Raw genomic sequence first — 14,321 nt, 5'->3', positions numbered from 1 at the left:
TCGCCTCGATTGACTACTTCAGCGACCGCTTCAGTCGATCATCCCGCCCTGCGGGGCGCTCGACCGGTCGTTACGGCCGCCAGGGCCGGTCATTCCGGCGTTCGGTATGAGTCGGCCACCGGCGTCCGACGTGACGAGAATGTGATCCAGTTCTAACTGGATCGCGTCAGACATCTGGGTACCCTGCGGTCAGGAGACGCGGCTCACAGGTGGAGACGGCGGTTGACGGGCACCACGGCGGCAGATGAGTTGATCGCGGAGTTCGACGCGGAACGGCCCTCCCGGCGGCTCTCCGGCCGTGTGGCGCAGATCGTCACCGTGATCGCCTTCGGCCTGTCGCTCTACGTCCTGTACTGGACGTTCTGGCCCGGTCCCGTGGTCCCGTACCGGATGCTCTTCCTCGCGATCGTGCTGCCGCTCACCTTCGTCTGCTACAAGCAGGGGAGGCGGAGCACCGACCGTCCGGGCGTCGCCGACTGGGTGCCGGCCGGGCTGTCGTTCGTGGCCTGCCTCTACCCGCTGATCGTCTTCGACGAGTTCATCCGGCGCGCGTTCGAGCCAACGACCCTCGACGTGGTGGCCGGGGCGGCCATCGTGCTGCTGGTGCTGGAGGCCTGCCGCCGGACCGTCGGCTGGATCCTGCCCGCGGTCTGCGTCGGATTCTTCCTCTACGCCTACTACGGCGGCTACCTGCCCTTCGACTGGGTCATCGGGCACCGCGGCTACGGCATCGACCGGATCATCGTCTCGTTCGTGATGGGCACCGACGGCGTGTACGGCGTGCCGCTCGACGTGGCGGCCACCTACATCATCCTGTTCACCATCTACGGCGCGGTCCTCGACCACTCGGGGGCGGGGAAGTTCTTCGTGGACATCTCCCTGGCCGCCTTCCGCCGCTCGCGTTCGGCGCCCGGCCGTACGGTGACCCTCGCCGGTTTCCTGCTCGGCACGGTCAGCGGCTCGGGCGTCGCGACGACGGTGAGCGTGGGCAGTGTCGCCTGGCCGATCCTGCGCAGGGCCGGCTACCCGCCCGAGCAGGGCGGGGGAGTGCTCGCGGCCGCGGGCATCGGCGCGATCCTCTCTCCTCCCACGCTGGGCGCGGCGGCGTTCATCATCGCCGAGTACATGCGGGTCGGCTACCTCACCGTGCTGATCTACGCCATGATCCCCACGATCCTGTACTACCTGGGCATCTTCCTGGCCATCGAGATCGACGCCCGCAAGTACGGCACGCGGGCGGTCGAGGTGGACGCGCCGAGGTTCTGGCCGCTGCTGCGCCGGTTCGGATACCACTTCAGCTCGCTGTTCGTGATCGTCATCCTGATGGCCCTGGGCCAGTCGCCGTTCCGGGCGGTGGTGTACGCCACGGTGCTGGCCTTCGCGCTCTCCTTCCTCGACGCCGAGCACCGCCTCGGCCCCGTGAAGGCGGCGAAGGCCCTCGCCGCGGGCACGATGGGCGTGCTGCCCGTCGCGGCCACCTGCGCCGCCGCCGGTCTGATCGTCGCCGTCGTCACGCTCACCGGACTGGGCCTCAAGGCGAGCTCGCTGATCGTCGGAGCCTCGGGCGGGATCCTTGCCGTCACCGCGCTGATGTGCGCGCTGGCGGTGCTGGTGCTCGGCCTCGCCGTACCGGTGACCGCGTCGTTTGTCATCGCGGCGGTCATCATCGGGCCGGCGCTGATGGGGCTCGGGGTCAGCCAGGCCGAGGCCTACATGTTCATCTTCTACTACGCGGTGCTGTCGGAGGTCAGCCCGCCCACGGCGCTCTCGGCCTTCGCGGCCTCGGCCATCACCGGCGGCAACGCCTACCGGACCATGATGGCCACCTGGAAATACACGCTGCCGGCCTTCCTGGTCCCCTTCGCCTTCGTGCTGACCCCCGGCGGGTCGGCGCTGCTGGCCCAGGGGACGGCGGGGGAGATCCTGGCGGCGACCGCGGTCTCGGCGGTCGCGGTGGCGGCGCTGGCCGCCACCACCGGTGGCTGGCTGCTCGGCCCGGCGAGACTCTTCGAACGGGTCCTCTGCGGGGTGGCCGCCGTCCTGCTGCTGTTCCTTTCGCCCCTTCCGGCGCTCGCCGGGGCGGTCGTCCTGATCCTCGCCATCGCCCTGCACCTGGTTATGAGAAAACGAGAGGCAACGCCGTCAACGACTCCCTCGTGAAGGAGGGGGCTTCCACACTGGAGGAAATGATGACCGTCAAAGGCGTGGCCGTCCTGCTGGCCGCCGGGGCGCTGTTCCTCGGTGGCTGCGGCGGTGACCGATCGGCCGAGCAGAGCGCGGGCCAGACCGCCGCGGGTAAGCGGCTGTCCATCGCCACCGGCAACACCACGGGCGTCTACTACGTCCTCGGTGGAGGGCTGGCAGACCAGATCGGCAAGAACATCCCCGGCTACCAGGCGACGGCCGAGGCGACCGGCGCCTCGGTGGAGAACATCCAGCGGGTCGTCAGGGGCGACTCCGACATCGCCTTCACCCTCGCCGACTCCGCCGCCGACGCCGTCGCGGGCAAGGGCTCCTTCACCTCTCCCCAGCCGATCCGCGCCATCGCCCGCCTGTACGACAACTACACCCAGGTGGCCGCCACCACCGAGTCGGGGGTGAAGTCCATCGCCGACCTCAAGGGCAAGCGGGTCTCCACCGGCTCCCCGAACTCCGGCACGGAGGTCATCGCGCTGCGCCTGCTGAAGGCGGCGGGCCTCGACCCGGACAAGGACGTCACCCGCCAGTCGCTGGGCCTGCCCGAGAGCGTGCAGGGCATCAAGGACGGCAACCTCGACGCCCTGGTCTGGTCGGGGGGCCTGCCGACCCCGGGCATCACCGATCTGGTGACCTCACTGGGAGACAAGGTCTCCTTCGTCCCACTGGACGGCGTGCTGCCCGCGATGCAGGGTGAGCACGGCCCGGTGTACGCCACGGGAACGATCGCCAAGGACATCTACAAGACCCCCGCCGACGTGTCCACGATCGCGGTGCCCAACCTGCTCGTGGTGAACGAGAAGATGGACCCCGCCCTCGCGGAGAGCCTGGCCAAGCTGCTCTTCGATCACAAGGCCGACCTGGAGAAGGTCCACCCGGCCGCCAAGGAGATCACCCGCGACAACGCCCCCAAGACCGACCCGGTGCCCCTGCACGACGGCGCGAGGAAATATTACGGCTGACCGTCGCCGGAGACCGCTCACGGAGCTGATCCATCCGCGCGCGTACCCGGCCGCCGTCCGAAGTATGAACGCCGGCCGATCTCGGATCTGATTCGCCCGCGCCTACTTGGCAGTCATCCGAAATATGGGATTCCACGTCCCGGCCGCGGCCTCAGGTCCCGGCCAGCCAGGTCTCGTCGTCGGTGGCGTGGGCCAGCAGCCGCTGCAGGAGCGTACGCAGCGTCTCGACCTCGGACGGATCCATGTCGCCGAGGAAGTCGGCCTCCATCCGCGTCAGCGGCTCCTCCGCGTGGGCGATCAGTCGCCTGGCGCTCCGCGAGAGGACAAGCCTGCGGGTCCGGCCCGTCGCTCCGGGCAGCCGGCTCAGGTGACCGGCCCGCTCCAGCTCGCCGACCAGCTCGTGCAGGGACTGCCGTGAGACACCCAGCTGCCGTGCCAGCTCGGACATGGTGAGCTCCGGCTCAAGCTGGAGCTGCACGAGCAGACCGAACTTCCGCACGCTGAGGCCGTACGGTCTCAGCTCCTCGTCCGCCCGGCGCGCCGCGAGGGTGAAGGCATAGGCCAGCAGATACGGAATGGGGGGCTTCGGCGGCTGATCCACGCCCTCACGATACGGTCCGCGCGTGCCGGAGCCCGGCCGGCAGTGTCAGGGACCCTGACGATTTGGACGTGTTTTCGTCTAGGCTTTTCCAGCCGCAACATCCGGTGCCGACCGACGCGAGCATCCCGAACACCCGAACAGCCCCGCCCGGGCGCGGCTCCGCCATGCCCGGAACACCGGTTCAACCCCGCCCGAGCGTGGCCTCGCCATGCCCGAAACACCAGATCAGCCCCGCCCGGGCGCGGCTTCGCCATGCCCGGAACGCCAGTTCAGCCCGCCCGAGCGTGGCTCCGCCATGCCCGGAACACCCGATCCGCCCCGCCCGAGCACGGCCCTGTCATGCCCGAAACACCTGATCAACCCCGCCGGGGCGTGGCCTCGCCACGCCCGAACTCACCCGCGCTGGAGGAACAGATGATCCGTACTCGCGGACTGACCCGTCACTTCCGGGTCAAAGGAGAGACCGTCGAGGCCGTACGCGGCCTCGACATCGACGTCCAGGAGGGAGAGCTGGTCGCCTTCCTCGGCCCGAACGGCGCCGGCAAATCGACCAGCCTGCGCATGCTGACCACCCTGCTCCCGCCCACCTCCGGCAGTGCGACCGTCGCCGGGTGCGACGTGCTGGCCGATCCCGCGGGCACGCGCCGGAACATCGGCTATCTCGGCCAGGGCAACGGCGCGGGCAACCACTTCCGGGTCCGCGATGAGGTGGTGACGCAAGGACGCTGCTACGGGTTGAGCCGGGCGGAGTCACGGAAACGGGCGGACGAGCTGCTCGCCGTACTGGACCTCGAATCCCTGGCCGGACGGCAGGCCGGCACGCTCTCCGGCGGTCAGCGCCGACGCCTCGACATCGCCATCGGACTGGTCCACCGGCCGCGACTGCTGTTTTTGGACGAGCCGTCCACCGGACTGGATCCGCACAACCGCGCCAACCTGTGGAAGCACATCCTGCGGCTGCGCGAGGAGCACGGCATCACGATCTTCATGACCACTCACTACCTGGACGAGGCCGACACGATGGCCGAGCGGGTGATGGTCATCGACCACGGACGGATGATCGCCGACGACATCCCGGAGAACCTGAAGGCGAACCTGGCCGGTGACGGCGTCACCGTCACCACGGCAGACGAGGCGGACGCCGGGCGGTCCGCGGAGATCGCCGGCCGGATGCCCTCGGCCCGCGAGGTCACCGTCGACGCCATGACGATGAGCCTGCGCGCGCCCCGCGGCAACGCGCTGCTCCCGGATCTCCTGCGATCCCTGGACGCCGCCGGTGTCCGGGTGCTCACCGCCGAGGTCAGGCGCCCCACGCTCGACGACGTCTTCCTCGCGCTCACCGGCCGCAGCCTGCGCGAGGGCGAAGGCGACCGGTGACGCCGACCCCCGCCCAAGGAGCCCGGCCGTGAAGTCATCGGTGGCACCGGCACCGGCCCCCGCACAAGGAATCCGGCCGTGAAGTCATCGGCGGCACCGGTAATGACCCCCGTCCAAGAAGCCCGAACGTGAACGTCATCAGTGACACCGGCATCGATTTCCGCCCAAGGAGCGTGACCGTGAACGTCATCAGCAATACCGGCACCGTGTTCGCCCGAGAGATCGTTCCCAGCCTGCGCAACCCTCTCGGCCTCGCCTTCACCATGACGCAACCGCTGATCTTCCTGCTGCTGTTCGGCCCGCTGCTGTCCGGCACACCGGGCGTCGGGGAAGGGTCGCCGTGGCAGTGGTTCGTACCGGGGATCCTGGTCATGCTGGCCCTGTTCGGGACGGGGGGCGCGGGATACCTCCTGCTCATCGAGATGGCCTCCGGCTCCCTGGAGCGGATGCTGGTGACCCCCTTGAGCAGGACCGCGATGATGATCGGCCGGAACCTGAAGGAGGTGGTGACGCTGCTGGCACAGGCCGTCCTGATCGTCGTCGCTCTGCTGCCGTTCGGCTTCCGGCTCCATCCCCTCGGCGCGCTGACGGGACTTCTCATCCTGGCCGTGTTCGGCCTCGGGCTCGGCGGCCTGACCTTCGCGCTGGCGATCGCCGCCAAGAGACGGGAGGAACTCTTCTACGGCGTGCAGCAGGTCGTGCTCTTCCCGCTCCTGCTGCTGTCCGGAGTGCTGATGCCCATGGACGCGGCTCCCTCCTGGCTGTCCGTCCTCTCCCAGGCCAACCCGGTGACCTACATCGTCGAAGCCGAACGGGCGCTGTTCGCCGGTGACCTGTTCTCGGAGGCGGTGCCGTACGGGGTGATCGCCGCCGCGGCCACGGCCGTGGTGGGTCTCGCGCTCGGGTCGCGAGCCATGCGCCGCGCGACCCTGTGATCGCTCCGTCCCCCGGAGGGGGCGGCGGCTCCACGTCGCCGGAATCCTCGACGACCCGGTGGAGAAGATGGCGCGGACTCATGGGAGCGACGCGGTGGCCGGTGGGCATGGCGCGCGGCTCGACAAAGGCGGCGCATCACTCGGCCACGGCCGGAAAACGATGGGACGAAGGTGGCGCATCACTCGGCCACGGCCGGGAAACGATGATCGGAGGGCTTGTGATGACGGACAAGATGATCGCGGACCTGTGGTTCGATCCCTCCTGCCCGTACACCTGGATCGCCTCCCGCTGGCTGCTGGAGGTGGAGAAGGTCCGGCCGGTCGAGGTGCGCTGGCATGTGATGAGCCTGTCGGTGCTCAACGAAGGCCGCGAGGAGGATCCGGAAGGAGACCCGGAGGGCTACCTGTGGGTGCCCGTGCGCATCTGCGCCGTCGTACGGCAGGAGTACGGTCAGGAGGCGCTCAAGAGGTTGTACACCGCGATGTGGACCTGTGATCGCGGGGAACAGGATTGGATCGGGTCCCTGCACGATGCCCTGACCGCCGCCGGGCTGCCGCTTGAGCTGGCCGAGGCCGGCATGTCGACGGCCTACGACGAGGCCGTACGCGCCTCGCACGCCGAGGGCATCGGTCTGATCGGCGAGCATGTCGGCACCCCGGTGGTCGCCGTCACCGGCGCCGGCGGTGAGCGGATCGTGTTCTTCGGCCCCGTCACCTCCCGGATCGCCGTCGGCGAGCAGGCCGGCCGCCTGTGGGACGGGACGCTACTGGTGGCCGGCACACCGGGCTTCCACGAACTCAAGGGCGTCCCCCATGAAAAGCCCCGGCTCGACGACCCGAGGTGACCCCTCGCGCCCCTCTCATTCGCCTCCGCCGCTGTCGACGAAGGTCTCCGATCCGCCGAAGCGGCTGAACAGGGCCGTGAGCGCGCCGAAGGCTCCCACGATGAGCAACAGGATCGTCGCGAAGCCGTTGATGTCCTGCGTCCACGTCACGACGCCGGCGGCGATCATCATCAAGGAGATGACAAGGATGAGCTTCAAAGCGTTGTCTCCTGAACCTGGGTGACCACGTACCACGACGAATGCCGAAACTCCCCGGCCCGGGGCCACCCGGGCCGGGTGGGCACGTCAGAGCTTGCGGTTATGCGGCAACGTAATCGCCCTCGCGCTCAGGGCCTATGTAAAAGTCCCCACAAGGGAGGGGGTCCGACCGGCTTCAGGCCTCGACCGAGCCGCCGCTTCGCCAGTAGACGTTGTTCTCCCGGCTCAGCAGCCGGTCGTCGACCAGATAGCGGCGCAGCGCCGCGTAGTCGTCGTGGAAGGCCCGCAGCGCGACGTTCACCTCCTTCTCCGAGTAACGGATTCCCGGCTCGAAGACCTGGGCGACGTAGTTCAGCACGATCAACTGCTTGTCACGCTTGCTGGGGATCGCCCGGAGTCGTCCTTCGACGAGGAAGGACTGCAGCACCTTCTCCTCGGGGGAGGCCGCGGGCACGGGCTTGGCCGTGGCGTGCAGCAGCTCGCGGAACCGCTCCCGCCGCGCCCGCCACCGTCCGTCGTCCTCCTGAACGGCCAGCCCGCCGCGTTCGAGCCGGTCCAGCGCACGCCGCGTCGCGTCCTTGTCCAGTCCGGACTCCTCCGGGTCGCCGTTCAGGACCAGTGCCGCCAGCACCCGCAGCGTGTCCTCCTGATAGAGCAGGCCCAGCACCTGTTTGATCGCGTCGTCGCTCATGGGATTCCTTCGGTGGGAGCCCCCGGCCTCGGCCGTGGGAAGAATGCCGTTCTCTATTTTGCCGGACCCGTCCGGCGCCTTCCTTCATGAACGTTTTTGGGGGAGTCCCGAGGAACTTCCGCGGGGTGCACCGGACCCGCCCGGGGGAGGGTGGAGGCGCCCGGCGGGGGCGCGGTCCGACCTCGGGACCCATGATCGGTCCAGAGGCGCCAGGCGCGCCACCGGATATCCGTGGCGCGCCTGGCGGCTTCTGTCGGAGGCGGCTCCGGCCGATGGCATCGGACCCACGGCACGGGTCCGATGCCATCAAATCCGCCGGGCCCCGGCGGATTTCCGTCAGAGGCGGTTGAGGCCGATGACGTGGACCATGGCGCGGCCCTCCTCGTCGGAGGCGGCCAGATCCACCTGGGCGTCGATGCCCCAGTCGCCGTCGCCGGCCGGGTCGGCGATGACCTGCCGGACCCTCCAGAACTCCGTCTCCTCCTCGATGCGGAGCAGGCCGGGGCCGCGGGCGGCCGGGCTGGTGCCGATCTCCTCGTGGTCGGCGTAGTAGGCGTCGAGCGCGGCGCCCCAGTCCACGTCGGGCGCCAGCTCGGCGAGCTCGGTCTCCTTCTCCAGGGAGGCCAGCTCGACCAGGCGGAACATCGCGTTGCGGACCAGCACGCGGAACGCGCGGGTGTTGGCGGTGACCGGCTTGGTCGTCTCCTCCAGCGAGGGAGCCTCCAGCTCGCCGGTCGGGTTCTGGAGCTGCTCCCACTCGTCCAGGAGGCTCGAGTCGACCTGGCGGACCAGCTCGCCGAGCCACTCGATGAGGTCGATCAGGTCCTCGGTCTTGAGGTTGTCGGGGATGGTCCGCGACAGGGTGCGGTAGGCGTCGGCGAGGTAACGCAGGACGGTGCCCTCGGACCTGGTCAGCTCGTAGAACTGGATGTAGTCGGCGAAGGTCATCGCCCGCTCGTACATGTCCCTGACGACGCCCTTGGGGCTGACCGTGTAGTCGCCGACCCAGGGGTGGCCCTGGCGGTAGGTCTCGTAGGCGGCCAGCAGCAGCTCCGCGAGCGGCATCGGGTAGGTGACGTCGTTGAGGAGCTCCATCCGCTCCTCGTATTCGATGCCGTCGGCCTTCATCTGCCCGATGGCCTCGCCGCGCGCCTTGTTGAGCTGCGCGGACAGGATCTGGCGAGGGTCGTCGAGGATGGACTCGATGATCGAGACCATGTCCAGGGCGTAGGTCGGCGACTCCCGGTCCAGCAGTTCGAGGGAGGCCAGCGCGAAGGTGGACAGCGCCTGGTTGAGCGCGAAGTCCTCCCGGAACTCGATGGTCAGGCGGGCCATCCGGCCCTGCTCGTCGGGCTCGTCCAGTTTCTCCACCACGCCGCCGTCCAGCAGCGAGCGGTAGATCGCGATGGCCTGGCTGATGTGCCGGCGCTGCCACTTGCGGTCTTCGTGGTTGTCGGTGAGCAGGTGTTTCATCGACGCGAAGCAGTTGCCGGGGCGGTTGATCACCGCGAGCAGCATCGCGTTGCTGACCTTGAAGCGGGAGTTCAGCGGCTCGGGTTCGGCGGTCTGCAGCTTCTCGAAGGTCTCCTCGCTCCAGCCGACGAAGCCCTCCGGCGGCTTCTTGCGAGCGAACCCGCGGCGTCTCTTGGGGTCGTCGCCGATCTTGGCCAGCGCCTTCTCGTTCTCCACGACGTACTCGGGGGCCTGGCAGACGACGTAGCCGATGGTGTCGAAGCCCGCCCGGCCGGCCCGGCCGGCGATCTGGTGGAACTCGCGGGCGCGCAGCCGCCGCACCTTGTTGCCGTCGTACTTGGACAGCGCGGTGAACAGCACGGTCCTGATCGGGACGTTGACGCCGACGCCGAGCGTGTCGGTGCCGCAGATGACCTTCAGCAGGCCCGCCTGGGCGAGCCGCTCCACCAGGCGGCGGTATTTCGGGAGCATCCCGGCGTGGTGGACGCCGATGCCGTGCCGTACGAGACGGGACAGGGCCTTGCCGAACTTGGTGGTGAACCGGAAGTGGCCGATCAGGGCGGAGATCGCCTCCTTCTCGGCCTTGGTCGACATGTTGATGCTCATCAGCGCCTGTGCCCGCTCCATGGCCGAGGCCTGGGTGAAGTGGACGACGTAGACGGGGTACTGGTTGGTGGTGAGCATCTCCTCCAGGGTCTCGTGGAGGGGGGTCATCCGGTAGGAGTAGACCAGCGGGACCGGACGCTCGGCGTTCTTGACCACGGCGGTGGGCCTGCCGGTGCGGCGGGTCAGGTCCTCCTCGAACCTGGTGACGTCGCCCAGCGTCGCCGACATGAGGATGAACTGCGCGTTCGGCAGCTCCAGCAGCGGCACCTGCCAGGCCCAGCCCCGGTCGGCCTCGGAGTAGAAGTGGAACTCGTCCATCACGACCTGGCCGATGTCGGCGGCGGCGCCGTCGCGCAGCGCGACGTTGGCGAGGATCTCGGCAGTGCAGCAGATGATCGGCGCGCCGGGGTTCACGCTCGCGTCGCCGGTCATCATGCCGACGTTCGCGGTGCCGAAGACGGCGCACAGGTCGAAGAACTTCTCCGACACCAGAGCCTTGATCGGCGCGGTGTAGAAGGTGCGCACGTCCCGGGTCAGCGCGGTGAAGTGCGCTCCGGCCGCGACCAGGCTCTTGCCCGACCCCGTCGGCGTGGACAGGATCACGTTGTTTCCGGAGACCACCTCGATCAGCGCCTCCTCCTGCGCAGGATAGAGAGTGAGCCCCCGTTCGGAGTTCCACTCGACGAACGCGTCGAAGATGGCGTCGGGGTCGGCATCGATCTCTTCTGGCAGGCGATCTACAAGGCTCACAGTCCCATACTGCCGAAGAACTGACGGTGGTCGGACCGGCCTCGGGTACGGATGTGCCTACGTTCCGCGCTAGATATGTCGCATAGGGCGACTTAAGCCTTCTAATCGCACTAAAAAGCGATTTAAGAAGATTTAATCCAGAGCGCGGCGCGGGCCGCCCGACGACGTCACGGCCTCGGACGTGCCTGGCCGGGGGGCGGGAGCCGACCAGGTGAGCACCAGGCCCACCAGGATCGCGCCCGCGCCGAACACCGGCGCCGGGCCGGGAACGAAGCCGATCACCGTGAACGTGAGCAGGCCCACCCCGACCAGCGCGGCGGCCACCATGATCCTGACCATCCCCCCGGTGTACGGCGAGGCCGCCGGAGGCTCCTCGAACCGGGCGAAGCTCCGCAGCAGCGGCCACATCGCCAGAGCGAGCATGAGCAGCCAGTGCGGCCAGCCCGACAGCCAGGCCGAGGTTCCCGGCTCGGGGGTGGAGACACCCAGGCCCACCACGACCACCGAGGTGATGACGAACAGCGCGCTCATGTGCCACAGGTAGACGGTCATCATCCGCCGGCCGGCCCAGCCGAGCACCCGCGACACCCCCGGCCACCGCGCGAAGGCCACGATCGGCCCGCGCAGCGCCAGCGCCAGCCCGATCTGGCCGAATCCCACCGCGAGCAGCGCGACCGTGGGCGGCGCCATGTTGGAGACGGCTGCGCCCGGCATCCCGATCATGCTGCCCGGGTAGGGCCCGAAGGCCACCAGCGCCGCGGCCAGGCCGTACCCGGTGAGCGCCATGATCCAGGGGCGGCCCAGGCGGCCGTCGGCGTACAGGAAGCCGAGCTGGTGCACCGCGAGCCAGACCAGCCCGATGTTGAGGAATCCGATCACCTCCAGGCCGGTGCCGAAACGGGCGGCGTCCACCGCCACGGCCGCCACCGCCAGCACGGCGGGCACGCGCCAGCCGTACCTCATGTTGAGCCTGAGCATCAGCGGGGTCATCGCCACCGCGACCAGATAGACCGCCAGGAACCAGAGCAGCTGCCCGGCCAGGCGCGAGGCCGTCTCCACCGGTTGCTCCGGCATGCCGAGTCGCAGGAGCAGGTGGGGGAGGGGCAGCCACACCGCCGCGAGCGGCAGCACCGGCCAGGCGAGGCGGCGCAGCCGTACCGCCATCCAGGCGGGAGGGGTGCCGCCGCGCCAGACCGAACCCCGCCAGCTGATCGCGTTGGCCGCGCCTCCCGCGAAGAAGACCAGCGGCATCACCTGGCTGATCCAGGTGATCATCCAGGCGTTCCCGGTGGCCAGCGCGTTGCCGGTCACGATCCGGCCCTCCGCGAAGGAGAGCACCGGCATGCTCCAGTGCTGTAGCACCACCAGCGCCATGCCGAACACGCGTAACACGTCGATGAACGGATCGCGGCCCGGTGACGCCGGCGCGGTGCGTACGGCCGGACGGGAGATGACTGCGGTCACCGGGGCCTCGATTCCTCAGGGGATGGTGATTCGAGCCTCCCGTTCGGCCCCGGCCGGCGCAGTCACGCACACAGCAGTCTTCGCGACGCGATCACCTCACCGCGGAAGGTAGTGCCTGCCTCACCCCCACATGCGGGTGCGCCGGTTAGATGGCCGGGCCCATCGCTCGTAGCGTTAGGGGCATGAGAACCCTGATGCGCCGCATCGGTACCGACACCCGGTACCTCATCGTCGGTTTCCCCCTCTCCATCATCTGGTTCGCGCTGATGGTCGCCGGCTTCGCCGCCGGAGTCGGCTCAATGATCGCGTTCGTGGGCCTGCCGATCCTGGCGGCGACGCTGCTGGTCGCACGGGGCTTCGCCGACGTCGAGCGGCGCTGGTTACCGGAGGTGCTGGGCCGCCCGGTCGCCCGGCCGCGCTACCAGCCCTCGCCCGCGAACGCCGGCTGGTTCCGCAGGCTGGTCAACCCGATGATCAACGGGCAGTCGTGGCTGGACCTGCTTTACGGCATCGTGGCCTTCCCGATCTCCATCGTGACCTTCGTCGTGACGGTGACCTGGTGGGCGGGGGCGATCGCCGGTCTCACCTACCCGCTCTACGGATGGATCATCGCCGCCATCCCCGGCAACGACGGAGGACTCGCCCACCTGCTCGGATTCGGGGACAGGTTCTGGTTCGACATGATCATCAACCTCGTCATCGGCCTGCTGTTCGCGCTCACCCTCCCGATGTTCGTGCGCGGTGCGGCGCTGTTCCAGGCAGGGCTCGGCCGGGCCATGCTGACCGGGGTCGCCGAGCTGCACGAGCGCATCGACGACCTGGCGCAGGGCAGGGCCGCCGCGGTGTCGGCCGAGGCGAACGCACTGCGCAGGCTGGAGCGTGACATCCACGACGGGCCGCAGCAGCGCCTGGTCTCCCTGGCCATGGACCTGTCGCGGGCCCAGCGCCAGCTCAAGCGTGACCCCGACGTCGTCGACCGGATGCTCGGTGAGGCCATCACCTCCACCCGCGAGACCCTGGACGAGCTGCGGGCCCTCTCGCGCGGCATCGCCCCGCCGATCCTCAGCGACCGGGGCCTGACTCCCGCGCTCGCCGCGCTGGCCAGCCGGTGCACGATCCCCGTCGAGCTGGACGTCCAGGTGACCGGTCGTTTCACCGCCGCCGTGGAGAACACCGTCTACTTTGTCGTCGCCGAGACCCTCACCAACGTCGCCAAGCACAGTCACGCCACGATCTGCACCGTGTCGCTGACCAGAACCGGTGCCTACCTGATGCTGACAATCGGGGATGATGGGGTCGGTGGCGCACATGTCGCCAAAGGACATGGTCTGTCCGGACTCGCCGACCGTCTGAAGGCAGTGGACGGAGAGCTGACGGTCGACTCATCCGTCGGAGGACCGACGGTGATAGTTGCGGAGGTTCCGTGCGGGTAGTGGTGGCCGATGACGCGGTTCTCATCCGCGAGGGTCTGATCAGGCTCCTTGAGGAGTTCGGTTGCCAGGTGGTCGCCGCCGTGGGGGACGGCGACAGCCTGGTCGAGGCCGTCGCCGAACACCGGCCGGACGTCTCGGTGGTGGACGTGCGGATGCCGCCCGGTTTCACCGACGAGGGGCTGCGGGCCGCGGTCGAGGCGCGCCGGAGGGTGCCGGGCGCGCCGGTGCTGATCCTGTCGCAGTACGTGGAGGTGTCCTACGCGGACGACCTGCTCGCCGACGCCAGGGGCGCGGTGGGATACCTGCTCAAGGACCGGGTCGTGGATGTGGAGGACTTTCTGGGGGGCCTGCGCACGGTCGCGGCCGGAGGGACGGTCTTCGACCCGCAGGTGGTGGCCCAGCTGATGGTACGGCGGCGCCGCGACGACCCGCTCGCCCTGCTCACCCCGCGGGAGCGCGAGGTGCTCGGCCTGATGGCCGAGGGCAGGTCCAACCCGGCCATCGGCCGCCAGCTCGTGATCAGCGACGGCGCCGTCGAGAAGCACATCCGCAGCATCTTCGCCAAGCTCGGACTGTACGCCGAGGACGGCGACCAGCACCGCCGCGTCCTCGCCGTGCTGGCCTACCTGCGTTCCTGACACGAGGACGGCGTGCTCGGGGCATGGATCCCCGAAATCGCCCTCGCTTGCGCCGACAGTTAGGCGACTGTCAGCACAGTTGTCATTTTTACGACATGTCGTAGTTTCGGCAGGCTGTGTTCCTGACAGGGAGAACGGCTGTCCAGCACTCT

The 14,321-nt window shown here is 69.1% G+C and carries 13 protein-coding genes; 7 read left to right on the top strand and 6 right to left on the bottom strand.

The window, feature by feature from the left end:
- Positions 1-30: 30 nt before the first annotated feature.
- Positions 31-174, bottom strand: coding sequence for a hypothetical protein (locus CHC08_RS49420; RefSeq protein WP_179281968.1), 144 nt, complete (start codon positions 172-174; stop codon positions 31-33).
- Positions 175-222: 48 nt separating this feature from the next.
- On the opposite strand from CHC08_RS49420, the gene CHC08_RS09990 reads away from it, so the two are divergent.
- Both CHC08_RS09990 and CHC08_RS09985 read left to right on the top strand, forming a co-directional pair.
- Positions 223-2,160, top strand: a complete 1,938-nt coding sequence (locus tag CHC08_RS09990) for a TRAP transporter permease (RefSeq protein WP_089206920.1) — start codon at positions 223-225, stop codon at positions 2,158-2,160.
- Positions 2,161-2,186: 26 nt separating this feature from the next.
- A complete protein-coding gene (locus CHC08_RS09985; RefSeq protein ID WP_089206919.1) occupies positions 2,187-3,158 on the top strand; it encodes a TAXI family TRAP transporter solute-binding subunit in 972 nt (323 codons plus the stop codon).
- A 151-nt stretch (positions 3,159-3,309) separates the two neighbouring features.
- Here the strand turns inward: CHC08_RS09985 and CHC08_RS09980 are convergent, their stop codons facing one another.
- Positions 3,310-3,759: a MarR family winged helix-turn-helix transcriptional regulator gene (locus CHC08_RS09980; protein ID WP_089206918.1), complete on the bottom strand. Its 450-nt coding sequence runs from the start codon at positions 3,757-3,759 to the stop codon at positions 3,310-3,312.
- 414 nt (positions 3,760-4,173) lie between these two features.
- Between CHC08_RS09980 and CHC08_RS09975 the strand changes: the two genes are divergently transcribed.
- The 3 genes from CHC08_RS09975 (at position 4,174) to CHC08_RS09965 (ending at position 6,916) form a co-directional block, all read left to right on the top strand.
- Positions 4,174-5,136: an ATP-binding cassette domain-containing protein gene (locus CHC08_RS09975; RefSeq protein ID WP_089206917.1), complete on the top strand. Its 963-nt coding sequence runs from the start codon at positions 4,174-4,176 to the stop codon at positions 5,134-5,136.
- Between the two features lie 179 nt (positions 5,137-5,315).
- Positions 5,316-6,071 carry an ABC transporter permease gene (locus CHC08_RS09970; RefSeq protein ID WP_089207010.1) on the top strand — a complete coding sequence of 252 codons (756 nt, stop codon included), beginning with the start codon at positions 5,316-5,318 and terminating at the stop codon, positions 6,069-6,071.
- A 221-nt stretch (positions 6,072-6,292) separates the two neighbouring features.
- The gene (locus CHC08_RS09965; RefSeq protein WP_089207009.1) at positions 6,293-6,916 is read left to right on the top strand and encodes a DsbA family protein; all 624 of its coding nucleotides are present in this window, start codon (positions 6,293-6,295) and stop codon (positions 6,914-6,916) included.
- A 15-nt stretch (positions 6,917-6,931) separates the two neighbouring features.
- Here the strand turns inward: CHC08_RS09965 and CHC08_RS09960 are convergent, their stop codons facing one another.
- The 4 genes from CHC08_RS09960 to CHC08_RS09945 form a co-directional block, all read right to left on the bottom strand.
- Positions 6,932-7,114 carry a hypothetical protein gene (locus CHC08_RS09960; RefSeq protein ID WP_089206916.1) on the bottom strand — a complete coding sequence of 61 codons (183 nt, stop codon included), beginning with the start codon at positions 7,112-7,114 and terminating at the stop codon, positions 6,932-6,934.
- 175 nt (positions 7,115-7,289) lie between these two features.
- On the bottom strand, positions 7,290-7,805 hold the full coding sequence (locus CHC08_RS09955) for a DUF2087 domain-containing protein (protein WP_089206915.1): 516 nt from the start codon (positions 7,803-7,805) through the stop codon (positions 7,290-7,292).
- 336 nt (positions 7,806-8,141) lie between these two features.
- A complete protein-coding gene (locus CHC08_RS09950; protein WP_089206914.1) occupies positions 8,142-10,634 on the bottom strand; it encodes a DEAD/DEAH box helicase in 2,493 nt (830 codons plus the stop codon).
- Positions 10,635-10,766: 132 nt separating this feature from the next.
- Positions 10,767-12,098: an acyltransferase family protein gene (locus tag CHC08_RS09945; protein ID WP_089206913.1), complete on the bottom strand. Its 1,332-nt coding sequence runs from the start codon at positions 12,096-12,098 to the stop codon at positions 10,767-10,769.
- 182 nt (positions 12,099-12,280) lie between these two features.
- Here CHC08_RS09945 and CHC08_RS09940 point away from each other — a divergent pair, with 182 nt between their 5' ends.
- Positions 12,281-13,531, top strand: coding sequence for a sensor histidine kinase (locus CHC08_RS09940; RefSeq protein WP_089206912.1), 1,251 nt, complete (start codon positions 12,281-12,283; stop codon positions 13,529-13,531).
- Positions 13,522-14,169: a response regulator gene (locus tag CHC08_RS09935; RefSeq protein ID WP_089206911.1), complete on the top strand. Its 648-nt coding sequence runs from the start codon at positions 13,522-13,524 to the stop codon at positions 14,167-14,169. The genes CHC08_RS09940 and CHC08_RS09935 overlap by 10 nt, the downstream gene beginning before the upstream one ends.
- The last annotated feature ends 152 nt before the right edge of the window (positions 14,170-14,321 follow it).

Origin of the sequence: Streptosporangium subroseum (assembly GCF_900188345.1) — a bacterium.
Lineage (GTDB): Bacteria > Actinomycetota > Actinomycetes > Streptosporangiales > Streptosporangiaceae > Streptosporangium > Streptosporangium subroseum.
The sequence above is the reverse complement of the archived record's forward strand: the minus strand, read 5'-3'. Positions and strand labels throughout refer to the sequence as shown.

Excerpts from the sequence above, each read along its gene's own strand:
- CHC08_RS09940 (WP_089206912.1), top strand. The coding sequence starts at position 12,281 with ATGAGAACCCTGATGCGCCGCATCGGTACCGACACCCGGTACCTCATC.
- CHC08_RS09975 (WP_089206917.1), top strand. The coding sequence starts at position 4,174 with ATGATCCGTACTCGCGGACTGACCCGTCACTTCCGGGTCAAAGGAGAG.
- CHC08_RS09955 (WP_089206915.1), bottom strand. The coding sequence starts at position 7,805 with ATGAGCGACGACGCGATCAAACAGGTGCTGGGCCTGCTCTATCAGGAG.
- CHC08_RS49420 (WP_179281968.1), bottom strand. The coding sequence starts at position 174 with ATGTCTGACGCGATCCAGTTAGAACTGGATCACATTCTCGTCACGTCG.
- CHC08_RS09965 (WP_089207009.1), top strand. The coding sequence starts at position 6,293 with ATGACGGACAAGATGATCGCGGACCTGTGGTTCGATCCCTCCTGCCCG.
- CHC08_RS09985 (WP_089206919.1), top strand. The coding sequence starts at position 2,187 with ATGATGACCGTCAAAGGCGTGGCCGTCCTGCTGGCCGCCGGGGCGCTG.